The organism is Streptomyces sp. NPDC046203 (genome assembly GCF_040646255.1).
Classification (GTDB): domain Bacteria; phylum Actinomycetota; class Actinomycetes; order Streptomycetales; family Streptomycetaceae; genus Streptomyces.
Genome location: NZ_JBEYZX010000060.1, coordinates 1 through 16118, shown reverse-complemented (window position 1 = coordinate 16118; position 16118 = coordinate 1). Strand labels below are relative to the sequence as shown.

Here is a 16118-nt window from a genome sequence, read left to right as displayed (position 1 = left end):
TGTCACCGGGTCGGCGGCTTGACCGCCACTCCGGCCAGCATGTCGGGCTCCGCCCCCGCCTGGTCCCCGGGCCCGGGGCGCCAGGCGGGGGCGCGGACCACGCCGGGCGCGAGCAGGTCGTGTCCGTCGAAGAGCGCGGTCAGTTCCGCGGTGTCGCGCCAGACGACCTCGCTGACGGCGCCCCGGTAGCGCTCGGCGGCCTCCGGCGCGGCCTTCGGCACGGCCTCCGCGCCCGCATGCGAGATCACCAGATGGCTGCCGGGCACGAGCCGGTCGGTGTACTGCCGTACCAGGGCGAGCGGGTCGTCGCGGTCGGGTACGAAGTGCAGGACGGCAGCGAGGATCAGGCCGACCGGCCGGTCGAAGTCGATCAGCCGGCGGGTGTCCGCCGCCTCCAGGATGTCCCGGGGCTTGTACAGGTCGCCCTGGAAGACCGCCGCGCGCGGCTCGCCGGCGAGGATGGCCCGGCCGTGGGCGACGGCCACCGGGTCGATGTCGACGTAGACGACGGTGCTGTCCGGGTGGGCGTCGAGCGCCACGTCGTGCACATTGCCCTCGGCCGGGATGCCGGAGCCGATGTCCAGGAACTGTCGGATGCCGAGGGCCGACAGCTCCCGCACGGCGCGGCGCAGGAAGGCCCGGTTGGCGCGCAGGGTGCCAGGGAGGCCGGGGTTGCCCTCGACGACCCGGTCCCCCAGGTCCCGGTCGACGGGGAAGTGGTGGGTGCCGCCGATCCAGTAGTCGTACACCCGGGCGATGCTGGGCGTGTCGATGTCCACCTCGGGCGGCGCCCAGCTGGGGCGTTCCATCTGCTTCTCCTCTGGTGCGTGGGGTGCCGGGCGCTCGCCGCCGGCGGGTCGGTGCCGGTCCCGGCCGGACGCGCTCTCCGGGCGATGCGGGCGGTACGGTCGGGAAGGACGGTCCGGGCGGTACGGCCCGGTCCCGGCCGGACGCGCTCTCCGGGCGATGCGGGCGGTACGGTCGGGAAGGACGGTCCGGGCGGTACGGGCTCATGCCGTGAGTACCGGCAGTTCTTCGAGGCCGCGCATCATCAGGCTGCCGCGCCAGCGCAGTTCGCCGGCGTCCACGGCGAGCTTCAGCGCGGGCAGCCGGGCGAACAGCCGGCTGAGTACGATGCGTCCTTCCAGCCGGGCGAGCGGGGCGCCCAGGCAGTGGTGGATGCCGTGGCCGAAGGCCAGGCCGGCGGCATTGCTCCGGGTGATGTCGAGCCGGTCGGGCTCCGCGTAGCGCCGCGGGTCGCGGCCGGCGGCACCGAGCGAGATGGTCACGAACTCGCCCTCGGGGATGACCACGTCGCCCACGGGGACCGGCTCGGTGGTGAACCGCCAGGTGGCGTTGGCGACCGGGCCGTCGTGGCGCAGGAACTCCTCGACGGCGGCGGGCCACAGCGAGTCGTCCGCGGCCAGCCGCTCGCGCACCGCGGGATGGGTGAGCAGTGCGAGGGCGCCGTTGCCGATGAGGTTGACGGTGGTCTCGTGGCCCGCGACGAGCAGCAGGAACGCCATCGAGATGAGCTCATCCGACGACAGCCGTTCGCCCTCGTCGGTGGCGAGGACCAGGTCGGAGAGCATGTCGTCGGACGGCTCGCGGCGCTTGGTGTCGATCAGCGCGCGCAGATAGCCGATCATGTCGACGCTGGCGTCGCGTACCTCGTCGGTGCCGGCGCCCGAGACCAGCAGATTCGACCAGCGGCGGAACTCGGCCCGCTCGTCCGGCGGCACGCCGAGCAGCCAGCAGATGACCGTGAACGGGACGGGGAAGGCCAGCGCCTCCATGAGGTCGGCGCGCTCGTGCCGGGCGACGCCGTCGAGCAGTTCGTCGGTGAGTGCGGTGATGCGCGGGCCCAGCGACTCCACCCTGCGCGCCGTGAAGGCGCGGCCCACGAGCTTGCGCAGCCGGGTGTGGTCGGGCGGGTCGCTGTCCAGCATGTGCACGCTCAGCAGGTGCGGGAACTGGCTGCGCTCGCCCGCCTCCTTCAGGAACTCGGCCTGCTTCACCGGGTCGGCGAAATTGCGCGGGATGAGGTCCTTGCCGACCCGCATGTCCTTGCTCAGCCGGGGGTCGGCGAGCAGCGCCCGGGCGTCGTCGTAACGGGTGACGAGCCAGGTGCGCAGCCCGTTGGGCGTCATCACCGGTACGGCGGGGGCGAAGTCGCGCAGTTCGGCCAGCGCGGCATGCGGCTGCCGGAAGAAGGCGGGGGTGAACAGGTCGACCGGCGGGGACGGGGTGTCCGTGCCTGGCATGCTCAGACTCCTCTCGTGGCGGGCGCGAAGCGGCCGGCGTGGTAGCTCGCGAGCTCCCGGTAGATCTCGAAGGGCCGGTCCCGCGTGGTGTCGCGGAACGGGCGCAGCGGGGCCGTCTGCTCCTTGTGCCCGGCCCCGCCCTCCCAGGCGGTGAAGGACTCCCAGGAGGACCAGCGGCTGACCACGACGTAACTGCGCGGGTCGCCGAGGGCGTGCAGGAGTTCGTTGCCGAGCAGTCCGGGGGTGCCGGCCATGCGCCGGCTGGTCTCGTGGTACGCGGCGGTCACCTCGTCCGGGCCGTCGCAGAGGTGGTAGAGCACCACCTCCACCGCGCCCGGGGTCACGACGCCGCGCCGACGGAGCCGGCCGGCCCGGCCGACCCGGACAGCGCCGCCACCACGTGCATGGTCCGCATGGAACCCCCGCTGCGGAACGGGTGCAGTTTCCGGCGGTGGTCGAGGTGCCGGTCGCTCGTCTCGAACTCCCGGAAGAGCGGCTCGTCGACCCAGTCGCTGACGATGTAGTAGATGCCCTCCTCCTCGATGCTGCGGGAGAGCCACTGGCCGAGGTTGGCGGGGTGCGCGGTGACCGAGTCGCCGACCTCCAGCCACACCCGCTCGAAGTCGTGCTCCCGGCCCGGCTTGATCTCCATCCGGAGCATCACCCGGAAGACCCGGCCGGCCGTCCCGGAGCCCGTCGGCTCCGGCCCGCCCGGTCCCGCCCCGCCCGATCCGGCCCCGCTCGATCCGGCCCCGCTCGATCCGGCCCCGCCCGATCCCGCCCTCTCGGATCCCGCCATCTCAGATACCTCCGTCGACGTTGATCGTCTCGCCGGTGACGTAGGCGGACAGGTCGCTGAGCAGGAAGAGGACGGGTCCGGCCAGCTCCTCGACGGTGCCGAGCCGGGCGAGCGCGGTCTTTCGCGCGTAGGTGGCGCGCAGGCCCTCGGCCCGCTCGGCGGGCATGGTGTCGAACGCCTCGGTCTCGATGACGCCGGGGGCGACGACGTTGACCCGGATGCCGCGCGGGCCGAGTTCCTTGGCGAGGGAGCGGGTCAGCCCGATCATGGCCGCCTTGGCCGCGGTGTAGTGGGCGCGCAGGGGGATGCCCGCGGCGGCGCCGCGCGATCCGATGTTGACGACCGAGCCGCCCTCGCCGAGCAGCGGCAGCGCCTGCTGGATGACGCGGTACGCCGCGGTGAGGTTGGTGTCGATGATCCTCGACCATTCCTCGGCCGCCAGCTCGGCGAACGGGATGTGGCTGATCACGCCGGCGTTGTTGACCACGCCGTCGAGCCGTCCGTACCGGCCCTTCACCTCGCCGAGGAGCCGGTCGGCCTCGGCCGTTTCCCCGAGGTCGGCCTTGATCACATGGTGGTCGCCGTCGGTCTCCTTCAGGGCCCGGACCAGGCTGTCGACGGCTTCGCCGTCCTGCCGGTGGCAGGTGATCACATCGGCGCCGGCCCGGGCCGCGGCGAGCACGATGCCCCGCCCGATGCCGCGCGTGCCGCCGGTGACCAGGACCTTCTTGCCATGCAGAGCGAGTTCCACTGGTTCTTCCCTTCGGTGGGGCCGCGGTTCACACGCCGCCGTCGACGTGGATGTTCTGGCCGGTGATGTAGGTGGCGTGCTCTCCGGCGAGGAAGAGCACGACCCGGGCGAGCTCGTCGACCGTGCCGAACCTGCCGAGCGCGGTGAACGAGGAGACGAGCTCGCGCTGGTGCGCCGCGGCCTCGGCCGGCATCTCGTCCAGCGCCTCGGTGGCGATGCGGCCGGGCGAGACCGTGTTGACGCGGATGCCGCGCGGGCCGAACTCCCGCGCGAGGGAGCGGGTCATGCCCACGAGGGCCGCCTTGGCGGTGGTGTAGTGGACCCCGTTCACCATGCCGATGAAGGCGACCGTGGAGCCGATGTGCACGATCGAGGCGCCGGCGCCGAGGAGCGGCGCGGCCCGGCGGGTGATCAGGTGCGCCGCGTCGACGTTGCCCCGCAGCGTGGCCGCCCACTCGGTGTCGTCCAGCTCCAGGTACGGACCGGGCCGGAACGTGCCCGCGTTGTTGACGACGGCGTCGAGTCCGCCGAAGCACGCCTCGCACTCGGCGACCAGCCGGTCGACGTCGTCCGCGTCCGTGGCGTCGGCGCGGATCACCAGGTGCTTGCCGGGTGTCTCGGCGAGTTCCCGCTCCAGGCTGACGACTGCCTCGCCGGGGGTGCGGTAGCAGGTGGCGACGTCGGCGCCGGCGCGGGCGGCGGCGAGCACGATGCCGCGCCCGATGCCCTTGGTGCCGCCGGTGACCAGGATCCTGCGTCCGGCGAGCCGACGCCCGGCCCGGGCCGCCGCCTCCACCTTGCGCTTGATCAGCCGCATCTGTACGAGGGTGTTGCGGTTGAGCCGGTCGGTCATGCCCGCGTCGTCCAACGGGGCGCCGGGCTTCATCTCGAAGTCCTGGATCCAGCGCATGTCCACGCCGTCGGGCCGCTGGACGTACTCCCAGCGGATGTTCATGTGGGCGAAGGGGCCGGTCTCCACCCGGTGGGAGGCGACGGTGCGGGTCGCCGGGTCCATGGTGCGCTTGGAGACCCAGCTCCACACCGTGCCGTTCTCGTCGGGGTGGAGGGCGAGCCGGAAGGTGACCGTGTCGCCGTCGCGCTCCATGATCTCCGCGGAGGCGTACTCGCTGAACAGCCGCGGCCAGGAGGCCACGTCGTTGGTCATCGACCACACCAGGTCCATCGGTGCGTCGACGACGATCCGGTTGTCGGTGTGACCGGCCATCAACCCCGCACCTCCGCGATGCGGGCGTTCACGTAATCCACGATCTCGCGCGGCGTCCGCTTGTGCTCCAGGCCCCCGTCCGGGATCCGGAGGCCGTACTCGCGCTCGATACGGGTCGCGGTCTCGAGCAGGGCGAGGGAGTCGTAGCCCAGGTCCGCGAGCGGGGTGTCGGCGATCTCGCCGTCCAGGTCGGTCTGTTCGTCGACGCCGGCGCCGGCGCGCAGGATGCGTATCAGGTCTTCCAGGGTGAACTCGGCCATCTTCGGCAGCCTTTCGTCCGCGTGCGGGTGGTACGGGTCAGTGGTCGTCCCGGGCGGGTCCCGCGCCGGTCCGGTCCGCGGCGCCCAGGAGCAGCGCGGAGGTGAAGCCGCCGTGCCCGCGGGCCAGGACGAGGGCGGTGCGCGGCGCGGTCCGCCGCGGCCGGTCCAGCACCAGGTCGATGTCGCAGCCGGGCGCGGGGCCGCCGGGCCCGGCGGTGTGCGGGACGACGCCGTGTTCGAGGGCCTGCAGCGCGGTGGCGGTGTCGAGGACGGCGCCGCCCGCGTACAGCCGGCCGGTGAGGGTCTTGGGCGCGGTGACCGGTACGGCGCCGGCGCCGAACACCTCGGTGATGGCACGCGCCTCGGCCAGGTCCCGCTCGGGCAGCCCGGAGGCGTCGGCGAAGACGACGTCGACCTCGGCGGCCGGGAGTCCGGCGTCGGCGAGGGCGCGGCGGATCACCGGGGCGAGCACCGGGGGCCGGCCGGAACCGGGCGCGGGGTCGAACCCGGACGCGTAGCCGAGCAGCCGGCCGTACGGGTCGGCGCCGCGCTCGCGCGCCGACGCGGCGCTCTCCACCACCAGGAAGGCCCCGCCCTCGCCGGGCACATGGCCCGAGGCCGCCGCGTCGAAGGGCAGATAGGCGCGGGCGGGGTCGTCGACGGTGGAGAGTCCGCCGGACGACAGCTGCGCCACCAGCCCGTACGGGCAGAGCGAGGCGTCCGTGCCGCCGCTGAGGACCAGCCGGGATCCGGTGCCGAGGAGGCGGCGTGCCTGGCCGAGCGCGTCGAGTCCGCCGGCCTGCTCGCAGCACAGCACTCCGCAGGGCCCCCGCATGCCGTGCCGGATGGAGACCTGTCCGGTCGTCGCCGCGTAGAACCAGGCGATGGACTGGTAGGCGCCGACCCAGGACGGCCCGCTGCGGTAGAGCCGTTCCATTTCGTGCTGGCCGAATTCGGTGCCGCCGGAGGAGCTCGCGGTCACCACGGCCATCTCGTACTCGGGGAGGGCCGCCGGGTCCGCGCCCGCGTCGGCGAGCGCCGCCTCGGCGGCGGCCAGGGCGAAGTGGGTGAACCGGTCGGTCTGCGGGACGAGGCGTCCCGGTACTTCCTCCCCGGCCTCGAAGCCGGGTACCTCGCCGGCCACCCGGACGGGATAGCCGGCAGGGTCGAACCGGGTGATCCGGCCGAGGCCGCTCTTGCCGGCGAGCACCGACTCCCAGTGCCGGTTCGCCCCGATGCCGGTGGGCGCGACCACCCCGATGCCGGTGACCACGGCCGCCGGGCCGCGCTCGGCCCGTATGCCGGTGGCGCTCATGCCGCCTCCCGGCTCGTCCGGGGCCGGCCGAGCACCATGGCGCTCTGGAAGCCGCCGAAGCCGCTGCCGACGCTGAGCACGCGTTCCATGCGGTGTTCGCGTGCCGTCCCCGGCACGTAGTCGAGATCGCACTCGGGGTCGGGCACCGTCAGATTGGCGGTCGGCGGGACGACCTGGTGCCGCAGGGCGAGCGCGCAGGCGGCGATCTCCAGGGAGCCGATGGCGCCGAGCGAGTGCCCGACCATCGACTTGATGGAGCTGACCGGTATCTCGTACGCGCGCCGGCCGAGACTTCGCTTGAACGCGGCCGTCTCGTGACGGTCGTTCTGCTTGGTGCCCGAGCCGTGGGCGTTGATGTAGTCGATGCCGGCCGGGTCGAGCCGGGCGCGGTCCAGGGCGACCCGGATCGCCTCGGCCATCTCCCGTCCGTCCGGCTTGAGTCCGGTCATGTGGAAGGCGTTGCTGCGGCCGGCGAAGCCGAGGATCTCGGCGTACACGGTCGCGCCGCGCCGCCGGACGGCCTCCGCCTCCTCGATCACCAGGACCGCGGAGCCCTCGCCGAGCACGAAGCCGTCGCGCCGTCCGTCGAACGGCCGCGAAGCGTGCTCGGGGTCCGCCGTGTCGGGCGTCGTCGCCTTGATGGCGTCGAAGCAGGCGGAGGTGATGGGCGACAGCGGGGCGTCGGTGGCGCCGGCGAGGACGATGTCGGCGCTGCCCTCCTCGATCAGCTGGACACCGTGGCCGATGGCGTCGAGGCCGGAGGTGCAGCCGGTGGAGACCAGCGCCACCGGTCCTTCGGCGCCGGCCTGCCAGGCGACCTCCACGGCGAGGGTGCTGGGCACCATGTAGCCGTACAGGTGCGGCACGCCGTAGGTATGGTCGACGAGCCAGTCACGGCCGCCGTCGGAGAGCACCGCGTACTCGTTCTCCAGGCCCATGGTGCAGCCGACGGCGCTGCCGATGCTGACGCCGATCCGGCCGGGGTCGGCGGCGCCGAGGTCGAGGCCGCTGTCCTGGACCGCCTCGCGGGCCGCGACCACCGCGAACTGCGCGGCGCGGTCCATGCGGCGCACCTCTTGTGGGGTGAGTCCGGCGGCCGACGGGTCGAAGTCGCATTCGGCGGCGACCCGGGAGCGGAAGCCGGAGGCGTCGAAGAGGCTGATGGCGCGGGTCGCGGTGCGTCCCTCGGAGAGCAGTTGCCAGTAGGCGTCACGGCCCACGCCGCCCGGGGCGACCGCGCCGACGCCGGTGATGACGGCGCGGCGGTTCACCGCGACCCGCCGACATCGGGGTCGCCTGCGCCGGTGTTCAGCGGCTCCTCGGTGTCGACGTGCCCGAGTTCGGGCCGGGGCGCGAGCGGCGAGAGGTGGAAGACGGCCTCGGCGGGCACGGTCCCGGTGTTCACCAGGCGGTGGCGGACCCCGATCGGCACCAGCAGCGAGTCGCCGGGGCCGAGTCCGACCGGCGAGCCGTCCACGGTCATCTCCAGCCGGCCCCGCACGACGTGCAGGAACTCCTCGGAGTACGGGTGCAGATGCTCGGTGATGTACTCCCCCGGGGCCAGTCGCAGCACGCCGCCGAAGCCCGAGGTGCAGCCGACGGTCCGCGGGCTCAGCGTGACCCGGATGTCGCCACCGCGCTTGGTGTTGGCGGCGACGGCGGCCACGGCGACCTTGGTGGTCGCGGGGGCGGTCACCGGGCACCGCCCTGGTGCGCGCCCTTCGGGGCGGTGATCCGGGGGCCGTCGCCCGGCGTCCAGGTGTAGAAGGGGACGGCCATGGCGTCCTTGGGCTCCTGCCAGCCGGGGTCGTACGGGGAGATGAACCGGCCGAGCCGGGTGTTGATCTCCTCGTAGAGCGGGTGGCTGCGGGCCTTGTAGAGGTCGGGCGCGATGTCCTGGTCCGCCTCCACGAGATGGAAGTAGAGGTCGTGGAAGGCGAACAGGGTGCGCCGTGAGACTCCGACCAGGTGCGGCAGTTCGGTGCTGTCGGAATCGGCGAAGACCGACGCGACGCCCTCGGCGTCGGCGAGGTTCATCCTCGCCACGATCAGCGTTCGGTGCATGGTTGTCCTCCCGGCTTGTCACTGCTGCGATCACACTGGGCGCAGGAGGTCGAGGCAGTGTCGAAGGAGTCTCGAAGCGGGCTGGAGCCCGGGGCCGGGCGGGACGTACGCGACGCGCCGGGACATGGCGAGGCGGCCCGTACGCACCTTGGGGGTGCGTACGGGCCGCCTCCTGCGCCGCCTTCGTCCGGCCGGCCCCGCCCTACAGCCGCATGCCGGTGGGCTGTTGCAGGCCCACCGGTCGGCCGGGCTTCACCAGGCTCACCACCCGCGGGCCGGCCGGCCACCGCGGGGCCCGGACGCCCTCGGCGCGCGGGCCGGTGTGGAGCCGACGCAGGGCCTGCCGGGTGAGGGCGGGCACGGTGTAGACCGGTTCGCCGCCGACGGTGCCGTCCGGTCCGGAGAACGGGACGATGTCCTCGTACACCAGGTGGACGTCCACCAGGTATTCGAGCAGCGTCTCGACGTCCCCGGCCGGCCGGGGCAGCAGCCCGGTGACCTCCTCCAGCCTCCAGCGCTCCCGGCTGCTGGCGACCATCAACTGGAGCAACTCCCGGTGCGGGCGCGCCAGATGTCGATGGCTGGACTCGACGGTACTCATCAACGACTGGGTACCGGCGGGGAGTTCGAGGAGCAGGTCCGGGTCGCCGGCGCACCGTGCGGCGAGCCGGGCGGCGGACCAGCCGGGCCGGGCCGCGATCCGCCCCGCCACGGCCCGGACGGCCAGCGGCAGTCCCTCGCAGTGCCGCATCAACTCCCTTATGCTCGCGGGCTCGTCGCCGCCGCGACGGACGCCGGCGACCCCGTTGAAGAGGGTGAGCGACTCGTCTCGGGAGAGCGGGGGCAACACGATCTTCCGGCCGGTGGCGAGGCTGTGCGCGCGATAGCGGTTGGTGGCGATCACGGCGCAGCCGGAGCCTCCCGGCATCAGCGCGCGCAGCTGGGACGCGGTGAGCACGTCGTCGACGACCACCAGGACGCGCCGGTCGGCGGTCCAGCTGCGGAAGAGCTGGCCGAGTTCGTCGAGCCCCCTGGGCAGTTTCTCGCGCCGCAGGCCACAGGAGCCGAGGCTGGCGGCGAGCACGTCGGCGAGTTGGGCGGAACCGTTCCCCACCTCGGACAGGTCGACGAACAGCTGTCCGTCGGGGAAGTACGGACGGAGCCGGTGGGCTGCCCGTACCGCGAAGGCCGTCTTGCCGACGCCCGGCGGCCCGTGCACCTCGACGAGCCGCACGCCGCAACCAGCTTCGACACCGGACCCGAGGTAGGCCCGCGCCTCGTCGAGTTCGGCCTCGCGCCCGACGAAGTCTCCTATGTCGGCGGGAAGTTGGGCGGGAGGCAGCGACGCGGCCGGAAGCTGGTCCTGCTGCGGCCGGGCGGCGCGGAGGCCAGCCGGGCCGCGGCCCTCCGCCTGGTCGGAGGCGGCCCGTTCCCGGGGCGCGGCGCCGGTCTGCCGCGCCGGCGGCCGGACGGCCGGACTCCGGTCGGCGAGCACTTCCTGGTGGATGAGCTGGAGGGCGCCCGAGGGTTCGAGCCCGAGGTCGTCGACGAGCCGGGCGCGCAGGGTGCGGAAGACGTCCAGTGCCTCGGGCCGGCGTCCGCTGCGGTGCAGGGCCCGCATCAACTGCCCGGCGAAGGCCTCGTGGGTGGGGTACGCGCGGAAGGCCGCGGAGAGTTCGTCGAGGAGGGAGTGGTGGTGGCCGATCTCCAGCTCGATGGCGAACCGCTGTTCCAGCACGCTTCTGCGCCGCTCCTCCAACTGGGTGGCCCAGTCGGAGAGCCGCCGGCCGGCCGCCACGTCCACCAGCGCCTCGCCCTGCCAGAGCGCGAGGGCTTCCTTGAGCGTGCGGGATGCCTCGCTCGCGTTTCCGCCGGCGTACGCGGCCTTGCCGCGCTCCGTCAGCTGCTCGAAGCGGTAGGCGTCGACGGACTTCTTGTCGTCCAGTCGCAGCTCGTACCCCCCGACCCTGGTGAGAAGCGCGGGAAACTCGCGCGGCGGGCAGGAGCCGAATGGCGCCCCGGACTGTCCGGTGGCCAGCCGGAGCTTCCTTCTGAGCTGGTAGATGTACGTTTGCAGAGTGGTCAGAGCACTGACGGGCGGGTATTCCCCCCAGAGCTCTCCGCACAACTGGTCGACGCTGACCAGAGTGTTGGCATTGAGCACCAGGAGGGTCAGGACCTGGCGCAGTTTGGGTGCGGACGGGGTGGTGTCCACTTCGTCGCACCGCACTCGGAACGAACCTAAAAGACTGATCTCCAACAACGCACTCACTCCCCCATAGGCGCGTGGCCCCGTGAGTCCACGGCCCCGAGATTCGGGCATCGTTCCCGCTCAGAAACCCCGGCATCCCTCCTTCCCGCCGCTCCATGCCGACGTCGTCGGTCGCTCGCGCCGCCGGATCGGCCGGGCACACTGGTCCGTGAATGCCCATGCGATCCGCGACGACACCGGCCTCTGCCGCTTTTTTGTTGACCGACGAAAAGAAAGGGGGCCGACTTCAACAACCCTCAGGGCACCCCATCTGGAATTCGAACCGACGGAAATGCACTACCCGGGGATTGAAATCGGCCCGCGCGGGTACGGGGCCATGCCTCCGCCCCGACCCCGTACCGCTATATGCATTCGCTCATGCTATTTCGTGCCGTAAAAACATGTCAAGCGGCACATAGTTCGGCGCGTCCGTGTGCTCACAGCCGCAGCCGCACCCTGTATTCGCGCAGCCAGGTGTCCAGCTGGAGCACCATCTCCATGCTCGCCCGCTCCACCCACGCGAAGGCCCCGCGGGGCGCGCCGGCCGTGCCGAGTGCCGCGGCGGTGGCCTCCTGGTCGAGCAGCGGCGCGACCGCGGCGTCCCGGTCCTCGGCCAGCCGGGCGAAGCGGGTGCGCACAAACTCCCCGTACGCAGCCTCCTGCGTCGTCGGATAGGCACTCTTGCGCCGTGCGAGCACCGGCTCGGGCAGCAGATCGGCGACGGCGGCCCGCAGCAGGCTCTTCTCCTGACCGTTCACCCGCTTCAGCGCGGCCGGCACGTTGTAGACGTACTCCACCAGCGCCCGGTCGCAAAACGGCGGACGCAGCTGGACACCGTGCGCCATGCTCATCCGGTCCGCGCGGTCCAGATGCGTCGGTGCCCACCGGGTCAGCGCGAGATACGTGACCTCGCGGGCCCTGCGCTCCTCGGGGCTCTCGCCGCCGGTGTGCGGCACTTCGGCGAGCGCGTCGCGGTAGTGCTGGTCGGCGTACCCCATGAAGTCCAGCTCCTTGCGGAGCCCGAGGTCGATCAGCGAGCAGCCCAGGCCTCCCGCGGCGGCGTCGTGGCCCCGCTCGAACGAGACCCAGGGAAAGGTCGTGGAGTTGCTGTGCCGTGCGTCGTACGCCCAGAAGTAGCCGTTGAAGACCTCGTCGGCGGTCTCCCCGGAGAGGACCGCGGTGACACCCCGGGCGCGCAGCGCCTCGAAGAAGAGCAGCAGCGACACGTCCATGTCCCCGAGCGGGGAGGGGGCGTCCTGGCTGCGCAGCGCCGCCGCGTGCACGCCGGGGTCGGCGAGGGCCGCGGTGTCGAGCAGGATCTCGGTGTGCTCGGTGCCGATGTGGCGGGCCGCCAGCTCAGCGAAGGGGGCGTCGGGGGTGGCCCGCATCGTCGGATGGGGCTCGAAGTTCTCCGCGTAGCCGGCGAAGTTGACCGAGAAGCTGCGCAGCGGGCCGCGGCCCGCGCTCCGGGTCGACAGCGCCGCGAGCGCGGTCAGCGCGCTGGAGTCGATGCCGCCCGAGAGCATCGCGCCGACCCGCGCGTCGGCCCGCAGATGGGTGGCCACCGCGTCCGACAGAAGCCGGCGCACGGTGTCCACCGTGGTGGCGAGGCCGTCGGTGTGCGGACGGGCGGGCAGCGACCAGTAGCGCCGCCGAGCCGTGCCCGGGCGGCCGACGACCAGCGCGTGGCCCGGCAGCACCTCGTGGACACCGCGGAACACCCCGGTGCCGGGCTTGCGGCTGTGCGCGAACAGTTCGCGCAGCCCGTCGGCGTCGACCACCGGCTCCACCGCCGGGTGGGCGAGCAGCGCCTTGGGCTCCGAGCCGAACAGCAGCCCCGTCGGGGTGCGGTAGTAGCAGAGCGGCTTGACGCCGAGCCGGTCCCGGGCGAGCAGCAGCTCCTGGCGCCGTTCGTCCCAGACGGCCAGCGCGAACAGGCCCTCGAGGCGGGCCGGGAAGTCCCCGCCCCACTCCAGATAGGCGTGCAGGGCCACCTCTCCGTCGCCTCGACCGGTGAACCGGTGGCCCTTGGCGGACAGCTCACGGCGCAGCTCGACATGGTTGGTGATCGCCCCGTCGAGGGTGAGCACGGCCACCGGGCCGCCGTCCGTGGCGTACACGACGGGCTGGGCGCCGTGTTCCTCGTCGAGGAGCACCGCCCTGCGATGGGCCAGCGCGGCATGGCCCCGGATCCAGTCGGCCTCCCCGTCCGGACCCCGGTGGGCGAGCGCCCGGACCATCGCCCGTACGGTGGCGGCCTCCGGGGCCAGGTCCCGGTCGAAATCCACCCAGCCGGCGATCGCGCTCATCGTGATGTCCTCTCGTTCGCGGTGCCGGTGGCACCGGCGGTCGTGATGGTGCGAGCGGTGTCCCCGGCCCGGGACACGATGTCGACCAGGGAGAGCCCGAAGCACTCCACGGCCGCCCTGAACTCCTCGAGTCCGGGCGGGCCGGCGCCCGTGACGGCGATCCCGAGCCGTCGCTCCGCCGCGGCACCGTAGCGCTCGTACAGCTCCAGATAGCCACGCGCGGTCCGTTCCGGGTCGGTCACCAGGCCGAAGCGGACCCGGCCGCGCGTGCCGCGCCACGTCAGCTCGCCGTCCGCCCCGCCGGCGAAGTTGTGCCGCCAGGAACTGCCGGTCGCCACGACCAGGGCGCCGTCGAGCCGGTGCACACCCGCCGGGACGGTGTACGGGCGACCGCTGCGCCGCCCGGTGAAGTGCAGCAGTCCGACGCGCTCGCCCACCGGCCCCGGGTCCGGACCGGCGAGCAGTTCCCGCATCCGGGCGTCGGCGCGCCCGCGGTCCGCCGCGTCGGGCAGGGCACGCGCGACGACGGGCCGGCTCACGACAGCACCACCGCGGTCGCGGACAGCGCGCAGCCGGCCATCGCGCAGCAGGTGCGCACCAGATGCCAGTCGCGCCACTGGATCCTCGGGTCCTGCCAGCCGGGCCCGAGGTCCCCCGGCTCGGTGCGCTTGACCCGGTTGTTGATCGGCACGTTCCTGGTCTGTGACACCACGGCGACCCCGGCCATGCACAGCGCCGCCACCGCGAACAGGAGGCGTTCGGCGCCGGTCGCCCGGATCGCGAAGGCCACGTCGATCAGCGTGGAGCCGGTGACGACGAACGGCATGATCCGGTCGTAGTGCCGGCCCAGCAGTTTGTGCGTGGACACGTACCGCTCCGGCGGCATCGCGATCAGCGCGGGCATCACGCTCACCGCGACCGCGAACAGCACCCCGGCCACCAGGCCGGTGCCCAGCAGCACCAGCACACTCAGCACCTCCACCACCACGACTCTCCGCCTTCCGTCGTCCGCTCCGTTTCGCGGCTCGAACATGTCAGCCGTGCCTCGCGCACCGCTCGAAGACGCCTGGGAGTGGTGTTCACCCGTGGTGGCGGCGCTCGGCCGGGACCCCAGCCCGCTTCGAGTGCCCGGGTGTTGCCTTCGCCGGTACGGTCCCCACGCATCCGAAGGAGCCTTCATGGCGGACGAGACGACAGACGTACTGATCGTGGGCGGCAGCATGGTGGGCCTCGCCACCGCGCTGTTCCTCGCCCGGCAGGGGGTGCGCCCGGTGCTGGTGGAGCGGCACCCGGAGATCTCGGCACACCCCCGCGCCCAGGCAGCGAGCCCGCGCACGATGGAGCTGATGCGCGCGCTGGGGCTCGAAGCGGCGGTGCGCGCGCAGGAGAACCCGCACGCGCGCTACGGCGACATCCTGCGGGCGGAGTCGCTGGCGGGCGCCGAACTCGGCCGGTTCGACGGCCCGTTCCGGCACGACCCCGCCGAGGTGGGCACCACCGGCTGGACGCTGATCGGACAGGACCGGTTCGAGCCGGTGCTGCGGTCGCGCGCGGAGGAGCTGGGCGCCGACATCCGGTTCGCCACCGAGCTGGTGAGCTTCACCCAGGACGCCGAGGGGGTCGACGCCGTACTGCGCCGGGCCGACGGCTCGAAGCGGCGGGTGCGCGCCCGGTACCTGGTCGCCGCCGACGGGTCCCGGGCGCCCGTGCGCGAGAGCCTCGGCATCGGGCGGCACGGTCCGGGCGTGTTCGGGCGGCAGATGAACGTGATCTTCCACGCGGACCTCGACCCCTATGTGGCAGGGCGCGAGTTCTTCCTGTGCTTCGTCAGCAACCCGAAGGTCAAGGGCGTCCTCGGCAAGCTCGGCGGGGACGGGTCCGATCGCTGGGTGCTCGCCCCGAGCCTGCCGCCCGAGGACAGTCACCGCGCGTACGACGCGGCGGCGTGCGTCGAGCTGATTCGCGCCGCCGTGGGCGTGCCCGATCTTCCGGTGACGGTCGAGTCCTCGACCAGCTGGGAGATCGCCGCCTGGGTCGCCGACGGCTTCCGCTCCGGGCGGGTGCTGCTGGCGGGCGACTGCGCCCATGTCATGCCGCCGACCGGCGGGTTCGGCGGCAACATGGGTGTGCAGGACGCCCACAACCTGGCCTGGAAGCTCGCTCTGGTGCTGCGCGGCCAGGCCGGGGAACGTCTGCTCGACAGCTATGAGCAGGAGCGGGCGCCGGTCGCGGAGTTCACCGTCGAGCAGGGGGTGATCCGCTACCTCCAGCGCAGCGGCCTCGACGAGAAGGCCGCCGCACGGCACCGCCCGGAGACCACCGTCCTGTTCGGCCATGTGTACCGCTCGGGCGCCGTGTCGGCCGAGGAGGGACCCGACGACGGCGCCCCGGTGGAGGACCCCGTGTGTCCCTCGGGCCGCCCCGGCACCCGGGCCCCGCATCTCCCGCTGTGCCGGGCCGGCCGCCCGGCGGCGCTGCACGACCTTCTGGACAGCGGTTTCTGGCTGCTGGCCGCGCCCGGTGGCGAGGACTGGGAGGGCGCGGCGGCCCGGGTACGTACCGCCACGGGCATCCCGCTCGCCTTCCACCGGGTCGGTGCGCAGGAACCGCCGGAGGTGGCCGAGCGCTTCCTCGCGGCCTACGGCGTGGACCACGGCGGCGCGGTCCTGATCCGCCCCGACGGCTTCATCGCCTGGCGGGCGCCGAAGCCGCCGGCCGACCCGGCGGACGAACTGTCGACGGCCGTCGGCCGGCTGCTCCACCGCTGAGCCGGAGGACGGAGGAAAGTCCGTCGGCGCGCTTCCCCGCGCATCAGGGGGAGCACCTGCTGGAGTGTGTGGAACAAGGCGTCGACCGTGGTGTGCAGAACCTCCTGCCACT

The 16118-nt window shown here is 73.1% G+C and carries 15 protein-coding genes and 2 pseudogenes; 1 reads left to right on the top strand and 16 read right to left on the bottom strand.

Annotated features, from left to right (window positions below; genetic code table 11):
• Positions 1 to 2 precede the first annotated feature (2 nt).
• From ABZ990_RS28485 to ABZ990_RS28410, 16 genes and pseudogenes are all read right to left on the bottom strand, one after another.
• Positions 3 to 809, bottom strand: a complete 807-nt coding sequence (locus tag ABZ990_RS28485; RefSeq protein WP_361237563.1) for an SAM-dependent methyltransferase — start codon at positions 807 to 809, stop codon at positions 3 to 5.
• A 201-nt stretch (positions 810 to 1010) separates the two neighbouring features.
• Entirely contained in the window at positions 1011 to 2264 is a 1254-nt protein-coding gene (locus tag ABZ990_RS28480; RefSeq protein WP_361237561.1) for a cytochrome P450, read from the bottom strand.
• A gap of 2 nt (positions 2265 to 2266) precedes the next feature.
• Complete coding sequence (locus tag ABZ990_RS28475) at positions 2267 to 2608, bottom strand: antibiotic biosynthesis monooxygenase (RefSeq protein WP_361237558.1); 342 nt, start codon at positions 2606 to 2608, stop codon at positions 2267 to 2269.
• Entirely contained in the window at positions 2605 to 3063 is a 459-nt protein-coding gene (locus ABZ990_RS28470; RefSeq protein ID WP_361237555.1) for an antibiotic biosynthesis monooxygenase family protein, read from the bottom strand. Before ABZ990_RS28470 ends, ABZ990_RS28475 begins: the two co-directional genes overlap by 4 nt.
• 1 nt (position 3064) lies before the next feature.
• Complete coding sequence (locus ABZ990_RS28465) at positions 3065 to 3814, bottom strand: SDR family NAD(P)-dependent oxidoreductase (protein WP_361237552.1); 750 nt, start codon at positions 3812 to 3814, stop codon at positions 3065 to 3067.
• Between the two features lie 28 nt (positions 3815 to 3842).
• Positions 3843 to 4553: pseudogene (locus ABZ990_RS28460) on the bottom strand (SDR family oxidoreductase); the annotation flags it as partial.
• A 39-nt stretch (positions 4554 to 4592) separates the two neighbouring features.
• A pseudogene (locus tag ABZ990_RS28455) lies at positions 4593 to 5039 on the bottom strand (SRPBCC family protein); the annotation flags it as partial.
• A complete protein-coding gene (locus tag ABZ990_RS28450) occupies positions 5039 to 5299 on the bottom strand; it encodes an acyl carrier protein (protein ID WP_361237549.1) in 261 nt (86 codons plus the stop codon). The pseudogene ABZ990_RS28455 and the gene ABZ990_RS28450, both read right to left, overlap by 1 nt.
• Before the next feature lie 37 nt (positions 5300 to 5336).
• Positions 5337 to 6614: a ketosynthase chain-length factor gene (locus ABZ990_RS28445; RefSeq protein ID WP_361237546.1), complete on the bottom strand. Its 1278-nt coding sequence runs from the start codon at positions 6612 to 6614 to the stop codon at positions 5337 to 5339.
• Positions 6611 to 7885, bottom strand: a complete 1275-nt coding sequence (locus ABZ990_RS28440) for a beta-ketoacyl-[acyl-carrier-protein] synthase family protein (protein WP_361237542.1) — start codon at positions 7883 to 7885, stop codon at positions 6611 to 6613. The genes ABZ990_RS28445 and ABZ990_RS28440 overlap by 4 nt, the downstream gene beginning before the upstream one ends.
• Positions 7882 to 8310: a cupin domain-containing protein gene (locus tag ABZ990_RS28435; RefSeq protein WP_361237539.1), complete on the bottom strand. Its 429-nt coding sequence runs from the start codon at positions 8308 to 8310 to the stop codon at positions 7882 to 7884. The genes ABZ990_RS28440 and ABZ990_RS28435 overlap by 4 nt, the downstream gene beginning before the upstream one ends.
• Positions 8307 to 8678, bottom strand: coding sequence for a TcmI family type II polyketide cyclase (locus tag ABZ990_RS28430; RefSeq protein WP_361237536.1), 372 nt, complete (start codon positions 8676 to 8678; stop codon positions 8307 to 8309). The genes ABZ990_RS28435 and ABZ990_RS28430 overlap by 4 nt, the downstream gene beginning before the upstream one ends.
• A 202-nt stretch (positions 8679 to 8880) precedes the next feature.
• Positions 8881 to 10908 carry a BTAD domain-containing putative transcriptional regulator gene (locus ABZ990_RS28425; RefSeq protein ID WP_361237534.1) on the bottom strand — a complete coding sequence of 676 codons (2028 nt, stop codon included), beginning with the start codon at positions 10906 to 10908 and terminating at the stop codon, positions 8881 to 8883.
• A gap of 458 nt (positions 10909 to 11366) precedes the next feature.
• Positions 11367 to 13238: an asparagine synthase (glutamine-hydrolyzing) gene (gene asnB / locus ABZ990_RS28420; RefSeq protein ID WP_361237531.1), complete on the bottom strand. Its 1872-nt coding sequence runs from the start codon at positions 13236 to 13238 to the stop codon at positions 11367 to 11369.
• Complete coding sequence (locus ABZ990_RS28415) at positions 13235 to 13777, bottom strand: hypothetical protein (RefSeq protein WP_361237528.1); 543 nt, start codon at positions 13775 to 13777, stop codon at positions 13235 to 13237. The genes asnB and ABZ990_RS28415 overlap by 4 nt, the downstream gene beginning before the upstream one ends.
• On the bottom strand, positions 13774 to 14271 hold the full coding sequence (locus ABZ990_RS28410) for a DUF1772 domain-containing protein (protein WP_361237525.1): 498 nt from the start codon (positions 14269 to 14271) through the stop codon (positions 13774 to 13776). The genes ABZ990_RS28415 and ABZ990_RS28410 overlap by 4 nt, the downstream gene beginning before the upstream one ends.
• 145 nt (positions 14272 to 14416) lie before the next feature.
• On the opposite strand from ABZ990_RS28410, the gene ABZ990_RS28405 reads away from it, so the two are divergent.
• Complete coding sequence (locus ABZ990_RS28405; RefSeq protein ID WP_361237522.1) at positions 14417 to 16006, top strand: FAD-dependent oxidoreductase; 1590 nt, start codon at positions 14417 to 14419, stop codon at positions 16004 to 16006.
• Positions 16007 to 16118: the final 112 nt, after the last annotated feature.

What these genes read in the sequence shown, in the direction of transcription:
- ABZ990_RS28430 (WP_361237536.1), bottom strand. Translation starts at nt 8,678, where the DNA reads ATGCACCGAACGCTGATCGTGGCGAGGATGAACCTCGCCGACGCCGAG.
- asnB (WP_361237531.1), bottom strand. Translation starts at nt 13,238, where the DNA reads ATGAGCGCGATCGCCGGCTGGGTGGATTTCGACCGGGACCTGGCCCCG.
- ABZ990_RS28470 (WP_361237555.1), bottom strand. Translation starts at nt 3,063, where the DNA reads ATGGCGGGATCCGAGAGGGCGGGATCGGGCGGGGCCGGATCGAGCGGG.
- ABZ990_RS28410 (WP_361237525.1), bottom strand. Translation starts at nt 14,271, where the DNA reads ATGTTCGAGCCGCGAAACGGAGCGGACGACGGAAGGCGGAGAGTCGTG.
- ABZ990_RS28485 (WP_361237563.1), bottom strand. Translation starts at nt 809, where the DNA reads ATGGAACGCCCCAGCTGGGCGCCGCCCGAGGTGGACATCGACACGCCC.
- ABZ990_RS28405 (WP_361237522.1), top strand. Translation starts at nt 14,417, where the DNA reads ATGGCGGACGAGACGACAGACGTACTGATCGTGGGCGGCAGCATGGTG.
- ABZ990_RS28450 (WP_361237549.1), bottom strand. Translation starts at nt 5,299, where the DNA reads ATGGCCGAGTTCACCCTGGAAGACCTGATACGCATCCTGCGCGCCGGC.
- ABZ990_RS28480 (WP_361237561.1), bottom strand. Translation starts at nt 2,264, where the DNA reads ATGCCAGGCACGGACACCCCGTCCCCGCCGGTCGACCTGTTCACCCCC.
- ABZ990_RS28445 (WP_361237546.1), bottom strand. Translation starts at nt 6,614, where the DNA reads ATGAGCGCCACCGGCATACGGGCCGAGCGCGGCCCGGCGGCCGTGGTC.